This window comes from Luteimonas sp. S4-F44 (assembly GCF_022637415.1).
GTDB lineage: Bacteria > Pseudomonadota > Gammaproteobacteria > Xanthomonadales > Xanthomonadaceae > Luteimonas.
Window position 1 is genome coordinate 678,571 of the sequence record NZ_CP093340.1, and the last position, 22,296, is coordinate 700,866.

A 22,296-nucleotide genomic window follows, 5' to 3' on the forward strand; every position below is an offset into this window, starting at 1 on the left:
TTCTCTGCGTGGTCGCGCCGGTCGGGACGGCCGTTCGGCCGCGCGGTTGACATGCTATGGTTGAATGCGCATGCTTCATGCGCATCGAGAAGGGGCACGACATGCGCATCCGCGAAGACTACGCCGGCTACGGCAAGCGCGCGACCAATGTCAGCGTCAACCAGGGATTGCTCGAACAGGCGCGTGCACTCGACATCAACCTGTCGGCGACGCTGGAAAAGGCGTTGGAAGCCGAGGTGCGCGCCCGCAGGCGCGCGCAGTGGCGGGAGGAGAACCGTGAGGCGATGGCCGCGTACAACGCGCGCATCGCCCGCGACGGGCTCGCCAGCGACCGGGTTCGCGCCTTCAAGGCATCGCGGAAGGACCCGGCGGGGGCATGAGCCAGTTCTGCGTCTATGCCAATGCCGATCCGGCCTCGCGTCACGCGGTGCCCTGCTGGTTGAACGTGCAGAGCGATCTGATCGATACCGTGGAGTCGCGCGTCGTCGTGCCGCTGATTCCACCCGAGCAGGCCGGTCCGCTGCTCACCCGTCTGATGCCGACGCTGCCGGTCGCCGCAACAACGATGGTGATGGACACTGCGCAGATCACCAGCGTGCCCATGCAGATGCTCGGTCCACAGGTCGCGAACTTGTCGGGCGAGCGACTGCGCATCATCGAAGCCCTGGATTTCCTGACGTATGGCATCTGACCCCGCCCGCCCCCTGCGCATCGCCCTGGCTCAGTTCGACTTCCCGGTCGGCGACGTGGGGCGCAACGCCGAACGCATCGCCGCGATGATCGAGGAGGCAAAGATCGAGTTCGGCGCCGACATCGTCGTCTTCCCCGAACTTGCGATCAGCGGCTACCCGCCCGAAGACCTGCTGATGCGACCGGGGTTTCTGATCGACTGCGAGGCGGCATTGATGCAGGTCGCCAAGGATGTGCACGGCATCGTCGCGGTCGTGGGCTGGCCCGAATCGGCCGGCAGCGTGCTCTACAACTCGGCCAGCGTGCTGCGCGACGGCAAGGTCGAGCGGACCTACCGCAAGCGCGAGTTGCCCAATTACAACGTCTTCGACGAGCGGCGCTATTTCCACGTCGACCCCGATGGCGGCTCGTGCGTGATCGACGTGCGCGGCGTGCCAGTCGGCGTGCTGGTGTGCGAGGACCTGTGGTTCCCCGAGCCGCTGGACGACACCGTGCGCGCCGGCGCCGAACTGGTCGTGGTGCCCAACGCCTCGCCCTACGAGCGCGGCAAGCATCGCCAGCGTGACGCCTTGCTGGCCGAGCGCACGCGCGATGCGGGCGTGGCGTTGGCCTATGTCAACGTGGTCGGCGGCCAGGACGCGCTGGTGTTCGATGGCGCCTCGGTCGTCGCCGATGCCGATGGCACCGTGCATCCAGCGGCGGTCGCGTTCGACGACCAATGGCTGGTGGTCGATTACGACCGGCAGCGCCGTGGCTTCACCCCGGTGCTCTGGGTCGACGACGGCGACGAGAGCATCGACGCACTGGCCTGGCGCGCGGTGGTGCGGGGGCTGCGCGATTACTGCGGCAAGAATGGGTTCTCGAAAGTGTGGCTGGGATTGTCGGGTGGTATCGACTCGTCGGTGGTGCTGGCGATGGCGGTCGACGCGCTCGGCGCCGACAACGTCACCGCGGTGCGACTGCCGTCGCGCTACACCGCCGGCCTGAGCAACGACCTGGCCGCCGAGCAGTGCGCGCATCTGGGCGTGCGCATGCTCACCATTCCGATCGAGCCGCCATTCCAGGGTTTCCTCGACACGCTGTCCGAGGCCTTCGGCGATGCAGCGCCCGACGTGACCGAGGAGAACCTGCAGTCGCGCACGCGCGGCGCGATCCTGATGGCGCTGTCCAACAAGCACGGCGGGCTGTTGCTGACCACCGGCAACAAGAGCGAGTACGCGGTCGGCTACGCAACGATCTACGGCGACATGTGCGGTGGCTACGCGCCGCTGAAGGATCTCTACAAGACCGAGGTCTTCGGGCTGGCGAAGTGGCGCAATACCGTTGCCGGAAGCCCGGTGATTCCGCCGGCGGTCATCGACCGGCCGCCGTCTGCCGAACTTCGCGCCGACCAGCTCGACCAGGACTCGCTGCCGCCCTACGACGTGCTCGACGCGATCCTGCGCCGCTTCGTCGATCAGGAAGAGTCGCGCGACGAGATCGTCGCCGCCGGCTTCGACGCGACGACCGTCGACCGGATGCTCCGGCTGGTGCGCACCAGCGAGTGGAAGCGGCACCAGGCGGCGCCGGGCCCGAAGATCTCGCGCCGTGCCTTCGGCCGCGAGCGCCGCTATCCGATCAGCAACCGGTACTCGGGCTAATGGCCACAGCTTCGCTCCGCTACCTGCTTGGGGAAGGCTGGTGTGAGGCCGGTGCTTCGTCTCTTTCCCTGCATTCAGGGGAGGGCCGGGATGAGTGCCGTGCTTCGCCCCTTCCCCTGCGGGCGGGGGAAGGCTGGGATGGGGGCGCCGTGTCGGCGCGCGCGCTCGGCCGGCCCAGGCGGCCAGCCCTGGGGGCGTCATGCTCGCGCTGATCCAGCGGGTCAGCGAGGCGGCGGTGCGGGTCGACGGCGAGGTCGTGGGCCGGATCGGGCCGGGGCTGCTGGCGTTGGTCGGGATCGAGCCCGGTGACGACGAGGCGCAAACCGAGCGGATGGCCGAACGGCTGCTGGCCTACCGGGTATTCGCCGACGAGGCCGGGCGCATGAACCGGTCGCTGACCCAGACCGGCGGCGGGCTGCTGCTGGTCAGCCAATTCACGCTGGCCGCCGACACCCGCTCAGGCAATCGGCCCGGCTTCAGCACCGCCGCGCCGCCCGAGGAGGCTGAACGGACCTTCGGTCGCCTGGTCGCGGTCTGCCGCGCCCGGCACGGGGGGGTGGAAACGGGGCGGTTCGGCGCCCATATGGAGGTCAGCCTGGTCAACGACGGCCCGGTCACCTTCCTGCTGCGGGCATGACCCCGGCCCTGCAGGTGGTATAATTACGGGTTCACTTTGACAACGGTGCGCCACATGGCGAATGAACGTCCCGCCCAGCAGTCCGATATCAAGCTCCTGATCAGCAAGGGCTTGGAGCAGGGTTACCTGACCTACGCCGAGGTCAACGACCACCTGCCCGACGACATGGTCGATCCGGAGCAGATCGAAGACATCATCGGCATGATCAACGGCATGGGCATCGATGTCCATGAGGTCGCACCCGACGCTGAGACGCTGCTGCTGGCGGGCGAATCGAGCGGCAACCGTGAGGTCGACGAGACCGCGGCCGAGGAAGCTGCCGCAGCGCTGACCTCGCTCGATACCGAAGGCGGTCGCACCACCGACCCGGTGCGCATGTACATGCGCGAGATGGGCACGGTCGAGCTGCTGACCCGCGAGGGCGAGATCGCCATCGCCAAGCGCATCGAGGAAGGCCTGAACCAGATGATGGCCTCGGTGGCCAGCTTTCCGTGGTCGGTCCAGCTGCTGCTTGAGGAATATGAGCTGCACAAGGCCGGCAAGAAGCGCCTGGCCGAAGTCGTGGTCGGCTTCAACGACCAGTTGCTCGAAGAACTCGCCGCCGAGGAAGAGGCCGCCGCCGGCAACGCGCCTGCGCCGGTTGCCGCCGATGCGGACGACGCCGACAGCGACGACGATGATGCCGACGACGACAGCGGCGACGAGGAAGAGAGCAGCGGTCCCAGTGGTCCGGACCCGGCCGAAGTCGCGCGTCGCATGGAGGTGCTGGCCGACCTGTTCAACAAGTTCCAGAAGGCCTACGCCAAGAACGGCGCGTCGGCCAAGCCGGTGGTCAAGCTGCGCGGCGAGATGGCCGACCAGTTCATGACCTTCAAGCTGCCGCTGCCGCTCAGCGACCTGCTGGTGCGCAAGCTGCGCGACGTCGTCGGCGAACTCAAGGACCACGAGCGTCGCATCCTCGACCTGTCCACGCGCGTCGCCAAGATGCCGCGCAAGGACTTCATCCGCGCCTGGGACGGCAACCAGACCAATACCGGCTGGGCGGACGAGATGATCAAGCGCAAGCAGAAGTGGTCGTCCGGCCTGAAGGACGTGCGCGACCAGATCGTCGCCGAGCAGGAAGCCACGCTGGCGATCGAGAAGGCCATGGGCGTGACCCTGGGGGATCTGAAGGAGATCAACCGGGCGATGGCCTACGGCGAGGCCAAGGCCCGCAAGGCCAAGAAGGAGATGGTCGAGGCCAACCTGCGCCTGGTGATCTCGATCGCGAAGAAGTACACCAACCGCGGCCTGCAGTTCCTGGATCTGATCCAGGAGGGCAACATCGGCCTGATGAAGGCGGTCGACAAGTTCGAACACCGCCGCGGCTTCAAGTTCTCGACCTACGCCACGTGGTGGATCCGTCAGGCCATCACCCGTTCGATCGCCGATCAGGCGCGCACCATCCGAATTCCGGTGCACATGATCGAGACGATCAACAAGTTGAACCGCATTTCCCGCCAGATGCTCCAGCAGTACGGCCGCGAGGCCACGCCGGAGGAGCTGGCCAAGGAAATGGACATGCCCGAGGACAAGATCCGCAAGGTGATGAAAATCGCCAAGGAGCCGATCTCGATGGAGACCCCGATCGGCGACGACGAGGACTCGCATCTGGGCGACTTCATCGAGGACACCAATGTGGAGTCCCCGATCGACGCGACCACCAACACCAACCTGATGGAGACGGTGCGCGACGTGCTCGCGGGCCTGACCCCGCGGGAGGCGAAGGTGCTGCGGATGCGCTTCGGCATCGACATGAACACCGACCACACCCTCGAGGAAGTCGGCAAGCAGTTCGATGTGACCCGCGAGCGGATCCGTCAGATCGAGGCCAAGGCGCTGCGCAAGCTGCGTCATCCCTCGCGCAGCGAGCAGCTGCGGAGCTTCCTCGACGTCGAGTGATCTCCTGCTGTCGATCTGCGAAAAGCCCGCCGAAAGGCGGGCTTTTTTGTGGTCGATCGCCGAAGTGCGGGAGGAGCCTGCGTTGGGGCAGGCGCTGCCCGTCCGAAGCGAACACCCGCTGCTGCCCGGTAAAGGCGCTTTTGGTGGGGGTGTGGCCGAGGACGTCAGAGCACCGTCGGCGTCGCGGTGCCGACGATGACGACGTCGGCCTTGCGACGCGCGAACAGACCGACGCTGACCACGCCCGGGATCTGGTTGAGCTGCGCTTCCAGGGCCACTGGGTCGGCGATCGACAGGCCGTGGATATCGAGTACCCAGTTGCCGTTGTCGGTACGCACCCCCTCGCGCCAGACCGGCTGGCCGCCAGTGGTCGCCAGAATCTCGCGAGCGACGAGGCTGCGGGCCATCGGAATGACCTCGATCGGCAGCGGGAACGTGCCCAGCACCGGCACCTGCTTGGCCGGGTCGATGATGCAGACGAAGCGCTCGCTGGCCTCGGCGATGATCTTCTCGCGCGTCAGCGCGGCGCCACCGCCCTTGATCAGGTGCTTGTCCGGATCGCACTCGTCGGCGCCGTCCACGTACAACGACAGTGGGCCGGTGGCATTGAGGTCCAGCACCTCGATGCCGTGCTGGCGCAGGCGCTCGGTGCTTTGGTCCGAGCTCGACACCGCGCCGTCGATGCGGTGTTTGATCTTCGCCAGCGCGTCGATGAAGAACGCCACCGTCGAGCCGGTACCGACGCCGACGATCATGCCGTCCTCGACGTACTCGATCGCCTTTTCGCCGGCCAGCCGCTTGCCTTCGCTCATCGCTTCTTCTCCAGGGACGACAACAACTTCCATTGCGCGGCCGTGACCGGCAGCACGGACAGGCGCGCGCCCTTGCGGATCAGCGCGAACTCCTCGCCCAGCGCGTCCGCGTGTTCGCGGATCTCGCTCAGGGTGATGGGGTGGGCGAGCGTGCGCACATAGCGCACATCGACGAGAAACCAGCGCGGGGCTTCCTGGCTCGCCTTCTCGTCGTAGTACTTCGACGATGCGTCGAACTGCGTCGGATCGGGGTATGCGGTGCTGGCGACCTCGGCGATGCCGTAGATGCCGGGCACGGCCGCGTTGGAGTGATAGAAGAACACCCCATCGCCGATCCGCATGCCGTCGCGCATGAAGTTGCGCGCTTGGTAGTTGCGAACGCCGGTCCAGGGTTCGGTGCCGACGCGGGCGAGGTCGTCGATCGAGAAGTCTTCGGGCTCGGACTTCATCAGCCAATAGCGCTTGCGGGTGCTCATCGCGTCTCGTCAGGCGGCGGGGGCGGGGGCGAGGATGGAAACAGGGTCGCCGATTCGGTGCAGACCGCGTCGAGCGGCACGTCCCAGTCGGCGGCATCGAGTGCGTCGACCTGCTGCGAGGCGAAGGCGGCGCCGACCAGCATGGGCGGCGCGCCCTGCGCCCGGCGGAATGCGAAGCTGCGGTCGTACCAGCCGCCGCCCATGCCGAGGCGATGCCCCTGCGCGTCGAAACCGACCAGCGGTGCGACGACCAGCGCCATCTCCCGCGCATCGAGCGCCGAGGCCGGCTCGACATTCGGTTCCGGAATGCCGTAGCGGTTGGTCACCAGCGCATCGCCGGCGCGCCAGGGCGCGAAGCGCAGCATGTCGCCATGCAGCACCGGCAGGCAGTACACCAGGCCGGGCGGCAGGCGGAGTTGGAAGACGTGCAGACCGATCTCGCCGTCGCTGGCCCAGTAGCCGGCGACGTAGCCGGTGGCGGGCAGCGTGGGCAGCGCGAGCAACTGCGCCGCCAGGCCTTCGGCGGCGGCGATCCGCACTGCGGCCGGCAGCGCGCGGCGCTGGTCGCGCAGGCGGCGGCGGAGGGCAGGGCGGTCGGTCATGCGGCCGGACTCGTCGTCGAAGAAGCGCCGGCGACGCGGCAGGCGAAAAGAAATACGTTCTCCGCACATGTCGATGCACGCGAAACGACCTTGAACCCGGGGTTCAAGTGGGAACGCCGGAATTCCTTTGGGCTTTCCGCTCGAGGGCGGATATGCACTCCCGGTTTTCCTGCATCCCCGGTGTCGTTATTAAGGGACAAGGCGAATGTTTTGCACGCTGTCGGACACGGCAGAGAACGCAGGCGCAGTATAGCGCCGCGACGCCGAAGCGCGCAGCCGTTCGTCGGCGAGCGGCGTCCTGCGATGGAACAAGTTCAGCCGCGTGGCGGCAATGCGAAGAAGGCGGGCGTCGCGAATGCGCGGCGGTCGCGATCGGGCGCCGCGCGCCTGCGATCAGAGCTCGGCTTCGAACGCGTCGAGCCGGCGATGCAGCGCCGCGATGGCCTCGGCGATCGCGCGGCCATCGCTGCCGCCGGTCTGGCGCAGTTGCAGCAGTTCGTGCGCGAAATTCAGCGCGGCGAGCACGGCGATGCGGTCGACGGCGGCCATGCGGTTGGCGCCGCGGATCTCGCGCATCTGGGTGTCGACCAGGCGCGCGGCCGCCGTCAGGCCGTCATGCTCGCCCGGCGCCACGCCCACGGTGTACTCGCGGTCCAGCACGCGGACACTGACCGCTTCGCTGGCGCCGCTCACGTGTGCTGCTCCAGGGATTTGAGGCGCGCGATCATCGCTTCCACGCGCGAGCGCGCCTGTTCGTTCTTCGACACCAACTGGGCACGTTCGACGACGATGCTTTCCTGTTGCTGACGCAGGCTGCGGTTCTCGTCGCGCAGCAGACGGGCGCGCTCAATCAACGTCTCCACCCGCGCGGTCAGGCGGGCGAGTTGGGTGATGACGTCGGGCGTGTCCATGTCGGCACGATAGGCAGCCCCCCCGTGCCGGTCAAGGCGGGCGCCTTAGCCGTGGCTGTCTGCCAACGGGGCGGCGCCAGCGGGATGGGCGCGGACGAAGGCCAGGCACTGGGCCGGGGGCAGGGGCCGCGAGATCCAGTAGCCCTGCAGTTCATCGCAGTGGCGGTCGGTCAGGAAGCGTAGTTGGGCCTCCGTCTCCACACCCTCTGCGACGACCCGCAGCCCCAGCGCATGCGCCAGCGAGATGACCGTGGCGGTGATCGCGGCGTCCTCACGGTCGTCCGGCAGCCCGGCGACGAAGGCCTTGTCGATCTTGATCGTGGTGATCGGCAGCCGCTTGAGATAAGCCAGCGACGAGTAGCCAGTGCCGAAATCGTCGATTGCCAGCGACACCCCCATCGTGCGCAGGGCCTGCAAGCGCGCGGCGGCGTGCTCGGCGTCGGCCATCAGCACGCTTTCGGTCAGTTCCAGCTCCAACCCCTCGGGCGGGAAGCCGACCTCCTCCAGCACACGCCGCACGACGCCGGGGAAATCGCCGCGCAGCAGTTGCAGCAGCGAGACGTTGACCGAGACCGCGATGTCGGCCAGCCCCTGGCGGCGCCACTCCAGCACGGTGCGGCAGGCCTCGCGCAGCACCCATTCACCGATTTCGTGGATCAGGCCGCTTTCTTCGGCGATCGGGATGAATTCGCTCGGTGGAATCTCGCCCAGCGTGGGGCTGTTCCAGCGCAGCAGCGCCTCGACGCAGGCAATGCCGCCCAGGGCCCTGGCGTGCCGCGGCTGCATGACCAGGCGCAGTTCGCCGCGGTCGAGCACCTCGCGCAGCGCGCCGGTCAGCGTGGTGCGCCGCCGGGCCGCGATGTCCATCGCATCGTCGTAGCGCTTGAAGGTCCGCCGCCCAGCGGCCTTGGCCTGGTACATCGCGATGTCGGCCTGCTTGAGCAGTTCGATCGCGCCGCGCGCATGGTCGGGATAGACGCTGATGCCCAGCGACGGCGAGATCGTGATCTGCCGGCGATCGTCGATGCGCAGCGGTGCCTCGAAGGCATGGATGATCTCGCGCGCCATGCGGTCGGCGGCCTGCACCTCGTCGAGGTTCTCGATGACGATGGTGAACTCGTCGCCGCCCAGACGCGCCACGGTGTGGTGCATGCCGACCGTCTGCTGCACCCGGGTGGCGGCCGCGCACAGGATGCGGTCGCCGGCGGCGTGACCCAGCGAGTCGTTGATGTCCTTGAAGCGATCCAGGTCGAGAAACAGCACCGCGATGCGGTGGCCGTTGTCGCGAGCGCGCGCGATCGCGCGCGACAGGCGCTCCGACAGCAGCGAGCGGTTGGGCAGGCTGGTGAGAGTGTCGAAGTTGGCCAGGTAACGCAGCTCCTGCTCGGCGCGCTTCTGGTGGGTGATGTCGTTGAGCACGAACACGTGCAGGGGCTGGCCCATGTCGGCGTCGTAGACGGTCCGGCACTCGACGGCGGCGAGGAACTGCTCGCCGTCCTTGCGCCGCTGCCGCAACTCGCCGCTCCAGTGCCCGTGGCGCGCGGCCTCTTCGCGCAGGTGGCGGGACACATCCTCGCCATCGGGGTTGTCGTCGAGCAGCCGGGCGTCCTGGCCGAGCACTTCGCTCTCGGTATAGCCGGTCATGCGCAGGAAGGCGGGGTTGACCGAGACGTAGCGGAAGCCGGCATCGATGACCGCGACCGCTTCGCGCATGCTGCGCAGCACTTCGGCGGCGATTCGGTGTTCGCGCTCGGCCGCGCGGGTGCCGGTGATATCAAGTGCGGTGCCAGCGATGCGCAAGATTGCGCCGTCGCGGCCACGGGCGACCGCGCGGCCGCGCACGCGGACCCAGCGCCAGTCGCCGCCGTCGATCACGACGCGCAACTGAAGTTGCAACTGGCCTTCGCCATCGCCCGCGATGTAGCGCGCCAGCGCCTCGCGGGCGAGTGGGCGGTCCTCGGGGTGCAGCAGCGCATCGATCGGCATCACGTGTTCAACCGCGGCCTCGCCATGCGGGTCGGTCTCGCACACGGTGTGCCGGACCTCGCCGGACACCATGTCGTAGTCCCAGTCGCGCTCGCCTGTGGCCCACAGCGCCAGGTTCAGACGCGCCGCCCGCTCGTCCCGGGGGTAGGAGCGGGCCCGCCGGCGCTGCCGTCCGAGCGCCAGCACCGCGCACAGCACCAGCAATGCGGTCAGCAATGCAGTGACCGGAACGTGCAACGAACTGGGGACGATCACGCGGACTCCGCGCCGGAGGGGCGGCGTCGAGTTTAGGCATCGCGCGGCCGGGACAACAAGCGCGGCGATGAGGGGACGACGGCGCGGTTGCTACACTGCGCTGTCCGTCGCCGCCCTACGTGAGTCCCGTGTCCGAACACCTGCCCAGTCCCGCCGAGATCGACGCCGAGACCGGCCGTCTGCAGCTGGCCATCGGCGCCAGCGAACTGCATGGAAGTCTCTGTGGATGGCTGGCGGGGGGCGGGGCATCGCGGGCCGATTGGCTGGCGCCGGTGCTCGCCGACGACACCCTGCCTGCCCCGGTGGCCGGTAGCGCGCTCGACCGGCTGCGCGAGGTCAGCGCGGCGCAACTGGAGGATCGCAGCTTCGGGTTCGCGCTCGTGCTGCCCGACGAGGATGCGCCGCTGTCGGTGCGCAGCGCGGCGCTGTTCGATTGGTGCCGCGGTTTTCTCGGCGGCTTCGGCCTGGCTGCGGGCGCGGCCCCGGGCCTGTCGGAGGAGGGGACCGAGGCTTTGGCCGATCTCGCGCGGCTCGCGGCGGCCGACGCGCAGGCCGATGCCGAGGACGACGATGCCGAAGAGGATGCGTTCGCCGAGATCGAGGAATTCGTCCGCGTGGCGGTGCTATTGCTGCACGGGGATGCGGCGCTGGGCCGGCGTCATCGCAACCGGTTGAACTGACGTGGCCGACGCGATGTCCGTGGCCGCCTGCCAGAAGCGGCGGCGCCAGTTGATGCGGATGGCCGGCAACGACGCGATCGTGGTGGTGCCGTCGGCGCCCGAGCGCATCCGCAGCCGCGATACCCACTTTCCGTATCGTCAGGATTCCGATCTGTGGTATCTGACCGGGTTCGCCGAACCCGATGCGGTGCTGGTGCTGGTGCCCGGCCGCGTGCATGGCGAGGCGCTGCTGTTCTGCCGTGAGCGCGATACCGAGCGCGAAGCCTGGGATGGGCCGCGGGTCGGTCCCGAAGGCGCGGTGGATGCGCTGGGCGTGGATGATGCCTATCCGATCGACGATCTCGACGAGATCCTGCCCGGGCTGCTCGAGGGCAGGACCCGGGTGTACTACCACTTCGGGCGCGACACCGAATTCGATCTGCAGCTCATCGGCTGGCTCAACCGCGTGCGCGCGCAGGTCCGGCTGGGCGCGCAGCCGCCGCATGAGTTCCTCGAGCTCGGCCACCTGCTCGATGAGATGCGGCTGATCAAGACCGCCGACGAACTGAAGCTGATGCGCCGGGCGGCGAAGATCAGCGTCCAGGCGCATGCCGCGGCGATGCGTGCGGCGCGGCCGGGCGTGCGCGAGTACGAGCTTCAGGCGGAGTTGGAGTACACGTTCCGCCGCCACGACGCGGTGCCGGCCTACGAGAGCATCGTCGGTGCGGGCGCCAACGCTTGCGTGCTGCACTACCGGGCCAATGCGGCGCAGGCGCGCGACGGCGATCTGGTGCTGATCGATGCGGGGGCGGAGTACCGCGGCTACGCCGCCGACATCACCCGAACGTTCCCGGTCAACGGTCGTTTCACCGCGGCGCAGCGCGCGCTGCACGAGGTCGTGGAGGCGGCGCAGCAGGCCGCGCTGAGCAAGGCGCAGCCCGGCCGGCCTTACGAGGCCGGGCACCACGCCGCGGTTGAGGCGCTGACCGAAGGCCTGCTGCGGCTGGGGCTGCTCAAGGGCCGCCTGGAGGCGTGCATCGCCGATGGCAGCTACAAGCGCTACTACCCGCACAAGACCGGGCATTGGTTGGGCCTGGATGTGCACGATGTCGGCGACTACCGCATCGAGGGCGAGTCGCGCCTGCTCGAGCCGGGCATGGTCTACACGATCGAGCCGGGGCTTTATGTGCCGGCCGACGACACGTCGGTCGATGTGAAGTGGCGCGGCATCGGCATCCGCACCGAGGACGACGTGCTGATCACCCGCGCCGGGCACGAGGTGCTCACTGCGGGCCTGGCCCGCACGGCCGACGAGATCGAGGCCTTCATGGCGCAGGCGCGTTAGACCTGCAAAGCCCTCCGCCGCACGTCGGGGGTGAGGGCGATCCGCTTGCGCGGCACTGCTGTGCGGGTCGACCGAACGCCCGGCGCGCTGCGCCGGGTCGGACGGGTTGGGTGGGGGCGCTTACTTGGCCGACGCGTCCCACGCGTCGCGCGTGAGGTTGATCGGGGCATCGTCGGTGCACACCACGTTGTCCTCGATCCGGATGCCGCCATAGGGGCGGAACGCCTCGACCCGGTCCCAGTCGACCGCATCGCCCTTGCCCGCGGCCTTGAGGTCCTCGAGCAGCATGTCGACGAAGTACACACCCGGTTCGATCGTGACCACCATGCCCGGCGCCAGCGTGCGGGTCAGGCGCAGGTAGGGATGGCCGTCGGGCTTGGCGATGGTGCCGCCGGTCTCCGAGGCCGCAAAGCCGGCGACGTCGTGCACCTGCAGGCCGATGCCGTGGCCGATGCCGTGCGGGAAGAAGGCGGCGCTGACGCCGGTCTCCAGCGCTTCCTCGGGCGAGACGCGCAGCACGCCGAAGTCGCGCAGCACCCCCGACAGCGCCAGGTGCGCGTCCAGGTGCAACTGCTTGTAGTCGAAGCCGCTGCGGACCTGCGCGCACGTCGCGCGCTGCGCGCGGTCGACCGCGTCGATCATCGCCTGGAACTCGCTACCGGTGTCGTGCGCGTAGCTGCGGGTGATGTCGGCCGCGTAGCCGGCGTGGCTGGCGCCGGCGTCGATCAGGAAGCTGTGCACCGGGTCGGGCGCCAGCCGGCCCAACTCGGTGTAGTGCAGCACTGCGGCGTGCGTGTTGAGCGCGACGATGTTGTTGTACGGCAGCTCGTTGGCATCCTGGCCGGCGGCCTGACAGTAGGCCAAGTGGATACCGAACTCGCTGGCGCCGGCGCGGAATGCGCGCTCGGCGGCCTGGTGGGCGCCGACGGCGATGCGCGTGGCTTCGCGCAGCATCGCGATCTCGTAGGGCGTCTTGAACGCGCGGTGGTAGTCGAGATGGTCGATCACCGCCTGCGGGTTGTTCGGACGGTAGGCGCCGTACTGGCCCAGCGCGCTCTGCGGCTCGCCGAGGATCGCGCAACGCGCGGCATTCTTGGGCAGGTGCTGCTGGGCGTCTTCCGGCTTGCGGATGACGACGATATCGAAGTGCGCCACCCAATAGCCCGAGGGCGCTTCGGGCACGACGTGCCAGTAGTCGCGCGGCTGCAGATAGATCAGCTTCGGCTTCGCGCCGGGCGTCACCACCAGCCAACTGCCCGGATTGCGGGTCAACGGCACCCACGCCTTGAACTGCGGATTGACCGCGTACGGGTAGTCGCGGTCGTCGAAAACCTGGTAGTGCAGCGTGCCGCTGGGGATCACCAGGTGGTCGAGGCCGGCGCGCTCGAGCGCGGTGCGCGTGCGATCGGACAGCGTCGCGAGGTGGTCTGCGTAGAGGTCGGCAGCGGACAGCGCGGAAGTGGTGGACATCTCGATCCTGCGGGAAAAGCGTGAACGCCTATTCTGCCGCAAGCGGCCCGGGGCCTGGGGCGGGCGGGTCAGCCTTCCAGGATCAGTCTTCCAGGAACAGCGACACCACGTCGTTGGCGAAGCGGTGGCCGAGCGCGGTCGGCACGATGCGGGTGCCGTCGTCATGCAGCCAGCCGGCCTCGAATGCGGCCTGCAGCGGGGCGGCGATCGCCGACGGCGGCAGGCCGGTGCAGGCCTCGAAGTCGTGCAGCGTGAAACCCTCGACCAGGCGCAGCGCGTTGAGCATGTACTCGAACGGCCGGCGCACCTCGGCAATGCGCTCGTCGCCGCCGATCGAGGCCGGCGTGCCGGCGGTCGCCAGCCAGGCGGTGGGGTGCTTGTGCTTCCAGCGGCGCGCGATCGCCTGCTCGCTGCCCAGCGTGAGCTTGCCGTGGGCCCCAGCGCCGATGCCCAGGTAGTCGCCGAAGCGCCAGTAATTGAGGTTGTGGGCGCATTGCCGGCCGGGCCGCGCATAGGCCGAGATCTCGTACTGCGCGTAGCCCGCGTCGGCGAGCCGCGCCTGGCAGCGTTCCTGCATGTCCCATGCCAGGTCTTCGTCGGGCAGGTCCTGCGGCGGGCGTGCGGCGTAGACGGTGTTGGGTTCAAGCGTGAGCTGGTAGTGCGAGATGTGCGCCGGCGCCAGTGCAATCGCGCGCGCGATGTCGTCCTCGGCCATCGCCAGCGTCTGGCCCGGCAGCGCATACATCAGGTCCAGATTGACGTTGTCGAACCCCGCCTCGCGCGCCAGCGCGATCGCCGCCAGCGCCTGGGCGCTGTCGTGGATGCGGCCCAGGCGGTGCAGGCAGCCATCGTCGAAGCTCTGGATGCCGAAGCTGATCCGGTTCACACCGGCGCGGCGGTAGTCCTCGAAGCGGCCGTGCTCTGCGGTGCCGGGATTGGTCTCCAGGGTGATTTCCGCGCCCGGAGCGAAGCGCAGTCGCGACGAGGCGCCCTGCAGCAACCGGTCGATCGCGTCAGCCGGGAACAGGCTCGGCGTGCCGCCGCCGAAGAACACGCTGTGTACCGTGCGACCCCAGACCAGCGGCAGGTCCTGGTCGAGATCGGCCAGTAGCGCGTCGACGTAGGCATCGAACGGCAGCGCGCCACGTTGCTCGTGCGAGTTGAAGTCGCAGTACGGGCATTTGCGCACGCACCAGGGCAGGTGCACGTACAACGACAGGGGCGGGGGGATCAGCATCGGCCGGAAGCGTGGAGGGGCCGGACGGCCCGGCACCAGGGGCGGGCAGGCCCGCCAGGAAGGATCAAGATGCCAGACCGGTCAGGCGCTGGCGCAGTGCCTGGAGCGCCCGGGCCCGGTGGCTGAGGCGGTTCTTGAGCTCGGGTGCCATCTCCGCGGCGGTCAGGCCGTGCTCGGGGTCGAGAAACACGGGGTTGTAGCCGAAACCGTGGTGGCCGCGCGCGCTGTCCAGGATGCGGCCTTCCCAGGCACCTTCTGCGATCAGCGGCTGCGGGTCGTCGGCATGGCGTAGCACCACGATCACCGCGTAGAAGCGTGCCGTGCGCCGGTCCTCGGGCACGTCGCGTAGCGCCTCGAGGAGCTTGGCGTTGTTGGCGGCGTCGTCGGTCGGCGTGCCGGCGTAGCGGGCGCTGTAGAGGCCGGGCGCGCCGCCGAGCGCATCGACGATCAGGCCCGAGTCGTCGGCCAGCGCGGGCAAGCCGGTGACGGCGCTGGCGTGGCGGGCCTTGATCAGCGCGTTCTCGACGAACGTGGTGCCGGTCTCGGGCACGTCGTCCACGCCCAGCGCGCGCTGGGCCACGATCTCCAACGGCAGGTCGGCGAGCATCGCCTGCAGTTCGGTCAGTTTGCCGGCATTGCCGCTGGCCAACACCAGGCGCGTGCGCGTGGACGCGTCCACGTCAGCCTGCCAGCGCCGCGCGCTGCAGCGCGACCAGTTCGGCCACGCCGGCCTCGGCCAGACCCAGCATCGCGTCCATCTCGGCGCGGCGGAACGCGTGGCCTTCGGCCGTGCCCTGGATCTCGATGAAGCCGCCACCATCGTTCATCACGACGTTCATGTCGGTGTCGCAGTCGCTGTCCTCGGCGTAATCGAGGTCGAGCACCGGCACGCCACGATAGACGCCGACCGAGACCGCGGCGATCGCGCCGTGGACCGGGTCGCGGCTGAGCTCGCGGCGCGCCTGCAGCACGCGGATCGCATCGACCAGCGCGACATAGGCGCCGGTGATCGCAGCGGTGCGGGTGCCGCCGTCGGCTTGCAGCACGTCGCAGTCGAGGGTGATCGTGCGTTCGCCCAGCGCGCGGCGATCGACACAGGCGCGCAGGCTGCGGCCGATCAGCCGCTGGATCTCCAGGGTCCGCCCACCTTGCTTGCCGCGCGCGGCTTCGCGGTCGTTGCGGGTGTTGGTGGCGCGCGGGAGCATGCCGTACTCGGCGGTGACCCAGCCCTCGCCCTTGCCGCGCAGGAACGCGGGCACGCGGTTCTCGACGCTGGCGGTGCACAGCACACGCGTGTCGCCGAAGCTCACCAGCACCGACCCCTCGGCATGGCGGGTGAAGCCGCGCTCGAAGCGCACCTCGCGCAGTTGGTCGGGCGCGCGGCCGCTCGGGCGGGAAGAATCGGACATGTCGGGTCGCTGCAGGAAAACGGGGGGCGATTCTAGCAGCCGGCCCGTCAACCCCGGCCCGCGCCGGCTCGGCGCCAGCGGCCTTCAGGCATACTGCCGCGCTCCATCGCGCTTGATTTCGGGACCGCCATGATCCGCAGCATGACCGCCTTCGCCTCGGGCGAACGCACCACGCCCTGGGGCACGCTGAGCTGCGAGTTGCGCGCGGTCAACCACCGGTTCCTGGAACTGGGCACGCGGATGCCCGAAGAACTGCGGGCGCTGGAGCCGGTGCTGCGCGAGCGCATCGCCGCGCGCGTGTCGCGCGGCAAGCTGGATCTGGGCCTGCGCCTGCGCCCGGTCGAGGGCGGCGGCGAACTGCAGCTCAATCGCGCACTGCTCGACCAACTCGGGCAACTGGCGCAGGATCTGCGCGCCGGCTTTCCCGAACTGCGCGCCAGCCTGACCGAACTGCTGCAGTTCCCCGGCGTGCTGCAGTCGCGCGGTGTGGACCCGGCGGCATTGCAGGTCGAGGTCGTGGCCCTGCTCGACGAGGTGCTCGAGGGCTTCATCGCCGCGCGCGAGCGCGAGGGTGCCAAGCTCGTCGCCGCGACACTGGAGCGGGTCGACGGCATCGCCGCGATCGCCGCCCAGGTGCGCACGCTGATGCCGGCCATCCGTGAAGGCCAGCGCGCCAAGCTGCAGGCGCGGCTCGACGACCTGGCCCAGCCGGTCGATCCGGGGCGGATGGAACAGGAACTGGCGCTGTGGCTGCAGAAGCTCGACGTCGACGAAGAGCTCGACCGCCTCGACAGCCATGTCGACGAGATCCGCCGCGTGTTCGCGCAGCGCGAGCCCGTCGGCCGACGGCTGGATTTCCTGTTGCAGGAGTTCAACCGCGAAGCCAACACGCTCGGCTCAAAGTCGGTCGACAAGCGCAGCTCGCAGGCCGCGATCGAGTTGAAAGTGCTGATCGATCAGATCCGCGAGCAGGTGCAGAACATCGAGTAGCGTTGCGGGAAGGTGTCATGCCGTCCCAAAGAGACCTATGAATCCCTGTTCAACGTGTTTCTGCGGGCTGGAAAGCGCAGAGCTGCATATCGAGCGCGTCGCCGCTCGCGTGGCGGCGGGTGGCCACCATATCGCCGAGGGCAAGATCCGCGGTCGTTACGATTCGTCCAGGGCAAACCTGATCGCGCTGATGCCCTATCTGGCAACGCTGCGCGTTTACGACAACGGTCGACCGCCGGATGCCGACGGCTGCGTTGAACCGCTGCTCGTTTTGGACATGGGCCGCGAGGGCATTGGCTACCCAGTGACGCCCGAGGATCTGGCGCAAACCCCACAATGGGCGAAGGCGATCGTCATGGCCGCCTTGGACGTACATTCGCCTGTCTGAGCGGATAGGCATTCACTCGGATGATGCCTTGCAGGGTGTCGTCTGTGGGGATAGCAAGGCGTGGGGCCGATCGTCGGGAAGTGGCCGGGCATGTGGGTCAACGTCGCCAGATTTGGCCGGCCTTCCATCCGATCGCTGGGGTTGCGATTGCGCCCGGTTCACACCGCGCCATGCCTCAGAACCGCAGGCGCGCGCCGACCGAGTAGTAGCGCCCCAGCACGTCGTAGTAGGCCGAGAACGCCGATGAGGCGGGCGGGCCCTTGTCGAGCAGGTTGTTGATGTTGGCGTAGAGCTCCAGGTCCGAGTCGGCAAAGGCCGCAGTCCGCATGCTCATGCCCAGATCGAAGTAGGTGACGCTGCCGATGTGGTTGTTGACGATGTCGACGGCCGAGTTGTAGTTGCCCGACGAGATGTAGCGGGCCCGCAGGTTGGCACCGAAGGTATCGCCGCGATAGGCGAGGGTGTTGGTCACGCGCAGCCGCGGGATGCCGGGGCCGGAGAACGCCGAGCCCTGGGAGCCGACGTAACTCAGCTTGACCTCGCCATCGTCGGTGGTCAGCTCATTGATCCAGGTCGCCAGCGCGCGCCACTGCACCCGCCCACCGGCCGAGGGCACAAGCCGCGCAGCCGGAAACGTGTAGAGGATCTCGGCGTCGATGCCGTGGGTCTTGTACTGGGCGAGGTTGACCGGCGTGGAGCGGATCAGCTCGATGCTGCCGTTCGCATCCCGGGTGATGCGGCCGCACAGCACCTGATTGCCGCGGGCGCAGCGGTTGACCACTTCCTGCACGCCCAGCGACATGATCACGTCGTTGATGGTGATGTCGAAGTAGTCGATCGAGATATCCAGGCCTTCGGTGAACTGCGGCGTCCAGGCGATGCCGAAGGTCGTGGTGTCGGCCTCTTCCGGCGTCAGGCCAGGATTGCCGCCGCTGATGACCTGGGCCTGCACGGTCTGCCCGGTGATGGGATCGGCAACGTTGTTCCAGCCGGTCAGCGCGGTGGTGAACAGCTCGGTGAGGTTGGCCGAGCGGATGTCGCGTGAGCGCGTGGCGCGTGCACGCAGACCCGGCAGGAACTCGTTGGTCGCGCCGGCCTTCCAGGACCAGATCGAACCGGTGGTGTCATAGTCGCTGATCCGCGCGGCGGCATTGAATTCAAGCTTGTTGAAACCGGGCACGTCGCGCACGAGCGGCACCAGGATTTCGCCGAAGGCTTCTTTCACGCGGAAGGCGCCGAACATCGAGGCATGGCTGAACGAGCGGAACGCGCCGGCCGTGTCGAGCGCGCCCGCGGTGCTCCGCTGCCATTCCCGACGCGCTTCCACGCCGAGCGCGACCGAGACATCGCCTGCGGGCAGGGTCCACGGGTCGCCCTGCAGGCTCAGGCCGCCGGCATCGAGCTTGATCAGCGTTTCCTGCGTGGGCGCGCCGGTGACGTAGGCGATGGCCTCGGCCGACGGCGAACCGCTGCCGAACAGGTTGATCGGCACGCAGTCGGTGGTCGGATCGGTCAGGGCCACGCGGCAGATCGGCTGGCCGGTCGTGGGGTCGAGAACCGAATCGACCGCACGCGCGTAGTTGTCGCGCAGCAGGAAGCCGGGATTGCGCATGTCCTGGCGGTACTCGCCGTGCGTGTAGTACGAGCGCCACGTCCAGCCGGCACCGAGCGCGCCGTCGATCGCCAGCGTGGCTTCGGTGGTCTTGCGCTGGAAATCGATCGTCGCGTACGCGAAATCGGAATTGAACCGCCCCATCTGGAACGACGACTCGCCGGCCGCGGCCAGCGCATCGCGTACCGGTGTGGGCAGGAACGCGTTGTCGGCAGAGATCCGCAGGCGCGTGCTGCCGCGGTTGTGGTCGCCGAACCAAGGGTAATCGTTGTACATCCGCGAATGCCGGACATCGAGCGTGAGCCGGGTGTCGCCGGTCAGGTCGAAGTACGCGGTGCCCATCGTGCTGTAGCGCCGCTGCGGGGTGACCAGCGGGCTGAAGTGGTCCGCGCTCGGGCCATTGCCGCCGACCATCTGCGTGCCGCCGACCTCGAATGGACGCAACGACCCGTCCGGTTCGAAGGCCTGACCGGCGAGCGCGCCCGACAGGATCAGGCCGCCATAGGCAGCGTCGGCGATCGACACGCCATGGGTGAGCACGAAACGGCCGTTGCCGTCAGGCAACGTCGCCCAGCCTGCGACGCCCGGCCGGCGCGATCTGGGCACCAGGCCATCGTTGTCGAGGAATTCGGCGCCCAGGACCAGGTGGCCGCGGCCACCGAAGAGCTCGCGACCGAAGGCCGCTTCGAAGCGCCGCTCGTTGGCGTCGCCGCGATCGGAGATACCGAACTGCGTGCCGAGCTTGGTGCCGACGAAGGTCCGGTCGATGGCGATGTTGACCACGCCGCTGACCGCGCCCGAGCCCCACGCAGCCGAGGCGCCGCCGGTGACGATGTCCGCGCCCTGCACCATGACCGAAGGAATGGTGTTGAGGTCGTTGGTGCTGGAGAAGCGGCGGCCGTCGATCAGCACCAGGGTGCGGTTGACGCCAAGCGCGCGCAGGTCGACCGGCGCCGAACCGGCGTCGGTGTTGGTGCCGGTGGTTTGCGGCGAAACACCGGCGCGGAACTGCGGCAGATCGTTCAGCGCCGCGGCGATATTGGGCCGTCCGCCGACAGCCAGGTCCTGCGCGCTCAAGCTCGTGGTCGGCGTGGGCGCGTCGAAACCGGGGCGGTCTAGCCGCGACGACGAGGCCCGGACCTGCACCGCGTCGAGATTGGTCGCCGGATTACCGGAGGTGGCACTGACGGCCGCGCCGGGCGCCCCGGCGCTGTCCTCGGGCAGACGGATCAGGATCGAGCCCGCCTCTTCGGTGACGTCCAGCGACGTGCCGTCGAGCAAGGCCTCGAATGCAGCGCGCGGCTCGAGCAGGCCGCTGACGCCTTCGGTACGCAGGCCCCGGACCTGGCGCGCCGGGTAGATCGCATTGACGTCGAACTGCCTGGCGAGCGCATCCAGCGCGTCGGCCAGATCGCCGGCGGCGACCTCCACCTGGCGGGGTTCGGCCGCGATCGCGATCGGGGCCGACAAGACCGACAGCGCGGCGAGGACGGCAGCGTGGATGAGGCTGGATCGCAGGCGGTTCGAACGTGGCATGGCCGTCCTCGGGTTCGGCTCGAAGGTGGAGCCGCTGATTGGAATGTCGAGCGAGCGCGCGCTTTCCAGCAACGCGCGTGCGGGCCCGATTCCGGGCCCAGCGATGAAGGTCAGGCGTCGGTGTTCAGTGCCGATGGGCGCCGTGCGGCGATCCACGGCGAGGCCTGTTCGTAGGCATGCGCGACCTGCAGCACGGCCAGGTCGGCATGCGTGGGCCCGATGATCTGCAGGCCAAGTGGCAGGTCGTCGGGTCCGCCGAACCCGGCCGGTACCGCCAGCGCCGGCACGCCAGCCATCGTCGCCGGCAGCGTCACCTCCATCCAGCGGTGATAGCTGTCCATCGGCGTGCCGGCGATCTCGCGCGGCCAGTGCTGCTCGACATCGAACGGGAACACCTGCGCGGTCGGCAGCACCAGGAAGTCGAATTGCTCGAACGCCTTGCGGAAGGCCTCGTAGATCCGCGTGCGTCCGGCCTGCGCATCGGCGATGCGTTCGGGCGTCAGCTGTTGGAAGCCCTCGACCTCCCACAGCGCCTCGGGTTTCATCAACGCGCGCTTGGCCGGGTCGGCGGCGTAGGCACGCAGGTCGTCGCCCACCGACAGGTGGCGCAGGGTCACGGCGGTGCGCCACATCGCCTCGGCCGGTTCGTCGAGCGTGGCCGCGTCCACGCGCATGCCGATGGTGCGGAACGCCGAGAGCGCGCGTTCGCAGGCCTCGAGCAGACCGGCCTCCATCGGCAGCGCGCCGCCCAGGTCGCCGAGCCAGCCGATCCGCCGGCCGCTCCAGTCGCGGGCCAGCGGTTGGGTGAAGACCGCCGGGTCGTCCTTGAGCGAGAACGGTGCGCGGGGATCGGCGCCGGCCTGCACCGAGAGCATCAGCGCGAGGTCGGCCACGGTCCGCGCCATCGGCCCGGCGGTGGCGTAAGTCTGGCTGAAGACATCGCTCGATGGAGCGGACGGTACACGCCCGAACGACGGCCGGAAGCCGAACACGTTGTTCCAGCCAGCCGGATTGCGCAGCGAACCGCCGAAATCGCTGCCGTCGCCCAACGGCGTCATCCGCAGCGCGAGCGCCACAGCGCTGCCGCCCGAACTGCCGCCCGCCGATTTGCGCGGGTCGTAGGCGTTGCGGGTCACGCCGAATATCGGGTTGTAGCTGTGCGAGCCGAGCGCGAATTCCGGTACGTTGGTCTTGCCGGTGAAGATCGCGCCGGCGTTGCGCATCCGCGACACCACCAGCGAATCGGCCGCAGGCACGTTGTCGCGCAGCAGCGGCGAGCCTTGCGTGCTGCGCATGCCGCGCACTGGCGCGGTGTCCTTCACCGCGTGCGGAAACCCGTGCAACGGCCCGTGGAAGCGGCCCTTCGCAGCGTCCTCGTCCTGCGCCGCGGCCTGGCGCAGCAGCAGCTCGGGATCGACCGACGAGACGATGGCGTTGAAGCGCGGATTGAGCGCCGACAGCCGTGCGAGGTAGGCGGTCATCGTCTCGCGCGCGGACACGCTGCGCTTGCGGATCGCTGCCGCAAGGTCCACGGCGGACAGGTCCAGCACGTCCTCGCTCGGTTGCGCGAACACCGCGCCGACGCCGCCCGCCGCATACGCCGCCGCGGCGGCGGCCCCCATCTTCAATGCCGTGCGCCGAGTCATCGGCATGCAAGCCGCCCCTGGTTCATGTGCGTCCCCGTGCCCGGCCCGGAAGGG

At 68.9% G+C, this 22,296-nt stretch carries 20 protein-coding genes, 1 other RNA gene and 1 pseudogene; 9 read left to right on the forward strand and 13 right to left on the reverse strand.

The window, feature by feature from the left end:
* Positions 1 to 77: 77 nt before the first annotated feature.
* From MNO14_RS03050 to rpoD, 5 genes are all read left to right on the forward strand, one after another.
* Positions 78 to 380, forward strand: a complete 303-nt coding sequence (locus MNO14_RS03050) for a type II toxin-antitoxin system CcdA family antitoxin (RefSeq protein WP_241945329.1) — start codon at positions 78 to 80, stop codon at positions 378 to 380.
* Complete coding sequence (locus MNO14_RS03055; protein WP_241945330.1) at positions 377 to 691, forward strand: CcdB family protein; 315 nt, start codon at positions 377 to 379, stop codon at positions 689 to 691. The genes MNO14_RS03050 and MNO14_RS03055 overlap by 4 nt, the downstream gene beginning before the upstream one ends.
* Entirely contained in the window at positions 681 to 2,330 is a 1,650-nt protein-coding gene (locus MNO14_RS03060; RefSeq protein WP_241945331.1) for an NAD+ synthase, read from the forward strand. Before MNO14_RS03055 ends, MNO14_RS03060 begins: the two co-directional genes overlap by 11 nt.
* A gap of 199 nt (positions 2,331 to 2,529) precedes the next feature.
* Positions 2,530 to 2,967: a D-aminoacyl-tRNA deacylase gene (gene dtd, locus MNO14_RS03065; protein ID WP_241945332.1), complete on the forward strand. Its 438-nt coding sequence runs from the start codon at positions 2,530 to 2,532 to the stop codon at positions 2,965 to 2,967.
* 54 nt (positions 2,968 to 3,021) lie between these two features.
* Positions 3,022 to 4,908, forward strand: a complete 1,887-nt coding sequence (gene rpoD / locus MNO14_RS03070) for an RNA polymerase sigma factor RpoD (protein WP_241945333.1) — start codon at positions 3,022 to 3,024, stop codon at positions 4,906 to 4,908.
* A 164-nt stretch (positions 4,909 to 5,072) separates the two neighbouring features.
* Here the strand turns inward: rpoD and rpiA are convergent, their stop codons facing one another.
* The 7 genes from rpiA to MNO14_RS03105 all read right to left on the reverse strand — a co-directional run bounded on the left by rpiA (position 5,073) and on the right by MNO14_RS03105 (position 9,950).
* On the reverse strand, positions 5,073 to 5,720 hold the full coding sequence (rpiA, locus tag MNO14_RS03075) for a ribose-5-phosphate isomerase RpiA (protein WP_241945334.1): 648 nt from the start codon (positions 5,718 to 5,720) through the stop codon (positions 5,073 to 5,075).
* Entirely contained in the window at positions 5,717 to 6,196 is a 480-nt protein-coding gene (locus tag MNO14_RS03080) for an EVE domain-containing protein (protein WP_183427587.1), read from the reverse strand. The genes rpiA and MNO14_RS03080 overlap by 4 nt, the downstream gene beginning before the upstream one ends.
* Positions 6,193 to 6,798 carry a 5-formyltetrahydrofolate cyclo-ligase gene (locus MNO14_RS03085; RefSeq protein WP_241945335.1) on the reverse strand — a complete coding sequence of 202 codons (606 nt, stop codon included), beginning with the start codon at positions 6,796 to 6,798 and terminating at the stop codon, positions 6,193 to 6,195. The genes MNO14_RS03080 and MNO14_RS03085 overlap by 4 nt, the downstream gene beginning before the upstream one ends.
* 54 nt (positions 6,799 to 6,852) lie before the next feature.
* A non-coding RNA gene (gene ssrS, locus MNO14_RS03090) (6S RNA) lies at positions 6,853 to 7,037 on the reverse strand.
* Between the two features lie 154 nt (positions 7,038 to 7,191).
* Positions 7,192 to 7,491, reverse strand: coding sequence for a cell division protein ZapA (locus MNO14_RS03095; RefSeq protein WP_241945336.1), 300 nt, complete (start codon positions 7,489 to 7,491; stop codon positions 7,192 to 7,194).
* The gene (locus MNO14_RS03100; RefSeq protein WP_241945337.1) at positions 7,488 to 7,709 is read right to left on the reverse strand and encodes a TIGR02449 family protein; all 222 of its coding nucleotides are present in this window, start codon (positions 7,707 to 7,709) and stop codon (positions 7,488 to 7,490) included. Before MNO14_RS03100 ends, MNO14_RS03095 begins: the two co-directional genes overlap by 4 nt.
* A 45-nt stretch (positions 7,710 to 7,754) precedes the next feature.
* The gene (locus tag MNO14_RS03105; protein ID WP_241945338.1) at positions 7,755 to 9,950 is read right to left on the reverse strand and encodes an EAL domain-containing protein; all 2,196 of its coding nucleotides are present in this window, start codon (positions 9,948 to 9,950) and stop codon (positions 7,755 to 7,757) included.
* Between the two features lie 140 nt (positions 9,951 to 10,090).
* Here MNO14_RS03105 and MNO14_RS03110 point away from each other — a divergent pair, with 140 nt between their 5' ends.
* Both MNO14_RS03110 and MNO14_RS03115 read left to right on the forward strand, forming a co-directional pair.
* The gene (locus MNO14_RS03110; protein ID WP_241946242.1) at positions 10,091 to 10,630 is read left to right on the forward strand and encodes a UPF0149 family protein; all 540 of its coding nucleotides are present in this window, start codon (positions 10,091 to 10,093) and stop codon (positions 10,628 to 10,630) included.
* A gap of 13 nt (positions 10,631 to 10,643) precedes the next feature.
* Positions 10,644 to 11,954 carry an aminopeptidase P N-terminal domain-containing protein gene (locus MNO14_RS03115; protein WP_241945339.1) on the forward strand — a complete coding sequence of 437 codons (1,311 nt, stop codon included), beginning with the start codon at positions 10,644 to 10,646 and terminating at the stop codon, positions 11,952 to 11,954.
* Between the two features lie 120 nt (positions 11,955 to 12,074).
* Here the strand turns inward: MNO14_RS03115 and pepQ are convergent, their stop codons facing one another.
* The 4 genes from pepQ to rph form a co-directional block, all read right to left on the reverse strand.
* Positions 12,075 to 13,424: a Xaa-Pro dipeptidase gene (pepQ, locus tag MNO14_RS03120; protein ID WP_241945340.1), complete on the reverse strand. Its 1,350-nt coding sequence runs from the start codon at positions 13,422 to 13,424 to the stop codon at positions 12,075 to 12,077.
* Between the two features lie 82 nt (positions 13,425 to 13,506).
* Positions 13,507 to 14,661 carry a radical SAM family heme chaperone HemW gene (gene hemW / locus MNO14_RS03125; RefSeq protein ID WP_241945341.1) on the reverse strand — a complete coding sequence of 385 codons (1,155 nt, stop codon included), beginning with the start codon at positions 14,659 to 14,661 and terminating at the stop codon, positions 13,507 to 13,509.
* Between the two features lie 64 nt (positions 14,662 to 14,725).
* Complete coding sequence (gene rdgB, locus MNO14_RS03130) at positions 14,726 to 15,268, reverse strand: RdgB/HAM1 family non-canonical purine NTP pyrophosphatase (protein ID WP_241946243.1); 543 nt, start codon at positions 15,266 to 15,268, stop codon at positions 14,726 to 14,728.
* Between the two features lie 73 nt (positions 15,269 to 15,341).
* Positions 15,342 to 16,070, reverse strand: a complete 729-nt coding sequence (gene rph / locus MNO14_RS03135; RefSeq protein WP_183427578.1) for a ribonuclease PH — start codon at positions 16,068 to 16,070, stop codon at positions 15,342 to 15,344.
* A gap of 129 nt (positions 16,071 to 16,199) precedes the next feature.
* Between rph and MNO14_RS03140 the strand changes: the two genes are divergently transcribed.
* Positions 16,200 to 17,060, forward strand: coding sequence for a YicC/YloC family endoribonuclease (locus MNO14_RS03140; protein WP_241945342.1), 861 nt, complete (start codon positions 16,200 to 16,202; stop codon positions 17,058 to 17,060).
* Between the two features lie 58 nt (positions 17,061 to 17,118).
* Positions 17,119 to 17,448 (forward strand): annotated as a pseudogene (locus MNO14_RS03145) (hypothetical protein); the annotation flags it as partial.
* 175 nt (positions 17,449 to 17,623) lie between these two features.
* Here MNO14_RS03145 and MNO14_RS03150 read toward each other — a convergent pair.
* Positions 17,624 to 20,596 carry a TonB-dependent receptor gene (locus MNO14_RS03150; protein ID WP_241945343.1) on the reverse strand — a complete coding sequence of 991 codons (2,973 nt, stop codon included), beginning with the start codon at positions 20,594 to 20,596 and terminating at the stop codon, positions 17,624 to 17,626.
* 110 nt (positions 20,597 to 20,706) lie between these two features.
* Positions 20,707 to 22,242 (reverse strand): amidase, encoded by a 1,536-nt coding sequence (locus MNO14_RS03155; protein ID WP_241945344.1) that lies wholly within the window; start codon positions 22,240 to 22,242, stop codon positions 20,707 to 20,709.
* Between the last annotated feature and the right edge of the window lie 54 nt (positions 22,243 to 22,296).

Excerpts from the sequence above, each read along its gene's own strand:
- MNO14_RS03050 (WP_241945329.1), top strand. The coding sequence starts at position 78 with ATGCGCATCGAGAAGGGGCACGACATGCGCATCCGCGAAGACTACGCC.
- MNO14_RS03055 (WP_241945330.1), top strand. The coding sequence starts at position 377 with ATGAGCCAGTTCTGCGTCTATGCCAATGCCGATCCGGCCTCGCGTCAC.
- MNO14_RS03060 (WP_241945331.1), top strand. The coding sequence starts at position 681 with ATGGCATCTGACCCCGCCCGCCCCCTGCGCATCGCCCTGGCTCAGTTC.
- dtd (WP_241945332.1), top strand. The coding sequence starts at position 2,530 with ATGCTCGCGCTGATCCAGCGGGTCAGCGAGGCGGCGGTGCGGGTCGAC.
- rpoD (WP_241945333.1), top strand. The coding sequence starts at position 3,022 with ATGGCGAATGAACGTCCCGCCCAGCAGTCCGATATCAAGCTCCTGATC.
- rpiA (WP_241945334.1), bottom strand. The coding sequence starts at position 5,720 with ATGAGCGAAGGCAAGCGGCTGGCCGGCGAAAAGGCGATCGAGTACGTC.
- MNO14_RS03080 (WP_183427587.1), bottom strand. The coding sequence starts at position 6,196 with ATGAGCACCCGCAAGCGCTATTGGCTGATGAAGTCCGAGCCCGAAGAC.
- MNO14_RS03085 (WP_241945335.1), bottom strand. The coding sequence starts at position 6,798 with ATGACCGACCGCCCTGCCCTCCGCCGCCGCCTGCGCGACCAGCGCCGC.
- MNO14_RS03100 (WP_241945337.1), bottom strand. The coding sequence starts at position 7,709 with ATGGACACGCCCGACGTCATCACCCAACTCGCCCGCCTGACCGCGCGG.
- MNO14_RS03115 (WP_241945339.1), top strand. The coding sequence starts at position 10,644 with ATGTCCGTGGCCGCCTGCCAGAAGCGGCGGCGCCAGTTGATGCGGATG.
- pepQ (WP_241945340.1), bottom strand. The coding sequence starts at position 13,424 with ATGTCCACCACTTCCGCGCTGTCCGCTGCCGACCTCTACGCAGACCAC.
- hemW (WP_241945341.1), bottom strand. The coding sequence starts at position 14,661 with ATGCTGATCCCCCCGCCCCTGTCGTTGTACGTGCACCTGCCCTGGTGC.
- rdgB (WP_241946243.1), bottom strand. The coding sequence starts at position 15,268 with ATGCTCGCCGACCTGCCGTTGGAGATCGTGGCCCAGCGCGCGCTGGGC.
- rph (WP_183427578.1), bottom strand. The coding sequence starts at position 16,070 with ATGTCCGATTCTTCCCGCCCGAGCGGCCGCGCGCCCGACCAACTGCGC.
- MNO14_RS03140 (WP_241945342.1), top strand. The coding sequence starts at position 16,200 with ATGATCCGCAGCATGACCGCCTTCGCCTCGGGCGAACGCACCACGCCC.
- MNO14_RS03150 (WP_241945343.1), bottom strand. The coding sequence starts at position 20,596 with ATGCCACGTTCGAACCGCCTGCGATCCAGCCTCATCCACGCTGCCGTC.
- MNO14_RS03155 (WP_241945344.1), bottom strand. The coding sequence starts at position 22,242 with ATGACTCGGCGCACGGCATTGAAGATGGGGGCCGCCGCCGCGGCGGCG.